Source organism: Vibrio sp. C8 (assembly GCF_054051265.1).
This window is the reverse complement of record NZ_JBPAOE010000035.1, coordinates 1-974: the sequence shown is the minus strand read 5'-3', so window position 1 is coordinate 974 and position 974 is coordinate 1. Positions and strand designations below refer to the sequence as shown.

At 53.0% G+C, this 974-nt stretch carries 1 rRNA gene; it reads left to right on the top strand.

Annotation, left to right across the window (positions count from 1 at the left end):
* Nucleotides 1–42: 42 nt before the first annotated feature.
* A 16S ribosomal RNA gene (locus tag ACRQQK_RS15485) occupies nt 43–974 on the top strand; the annotation flags it as partial.

Below are 974 nucleotides of genomic sequence, written 5' to 3'. Positions count from 1 at the left end.
GAGCAGTTTTGAAGTCAGTATTCGTTGAGCCGACAAAATCTTAAATTGAAGAGTTTGATCATGGCTCAGATTGAACGCTGGCGGCAGGCCTAACACATGCAAGTCGAGCGGCAGCACAGAGAAACTTGTTTCTCGGGTGGCGAGCGGCGGACGGGTGAGTAATGCCTGGGAAATTGCCCTGATGTGGGGGATAACCATTGGAAACGATGGCTAATACCGCATAATAGCTTCGGCTCAAAGAGGGGGACCTTCGGGCCTCTCGCGTCAGGATATGCCCAGGTGGGATTAGCTAGTTGGTGAGGTAATGGCTCACCAAGGCGACGATCCCTAGCTGGTCTGAGAGGATGATCAGCCACACTGGAACTGAGACACGGTCCAGACTCCTACGGGAGGCAGCAGTGGGGAATATTGCACAATGGGCGCAAGCCTGATGCAGCCATGCCGCGTGTGTGAAGAAGGCCTTCGGGTTGTAAAGCACTTTCAGTCGTGAGGAAGGTAGTGTAGTTAATAGCTGCATTATTTGACGTTAGCGACAGAAGAAGCACCGGCTAACTCCGTGCCAGCAGCCGCGGTAATACGGAGGGTGCGAGCGTTAATCGGAATTACTGGGCGTAAAGCGCATGCAGGTGGTTTGTTAAGTCAGATGTGAAAGCCCGGGGCTCAACCTCGGAATAGCATTTGAAACTGGCAAGCTAGAGTACTGTAGAGGGGGGTAGAATTTCAGGTGTAGCGGTGAAATGCGTAGAGATCTGAAGGAATACCAGTGGCGAAGGCGGCCCCCTGGACAGATACTGACACTCAGATGCGAAAGCGTGGGGAGCAAACAGGATTAGATACCCTGGTAGTCCACGCCGTAAACGATGTCTACTTGGAGGTTGTGGCCTTGAGCCGTGGCTTTCGGAGCTAACGCGTTAAGTAGACCGCCTGGGGAGTACGGTCGCAAGATTAAAACTCAAATGAATTGACGGGGGCCC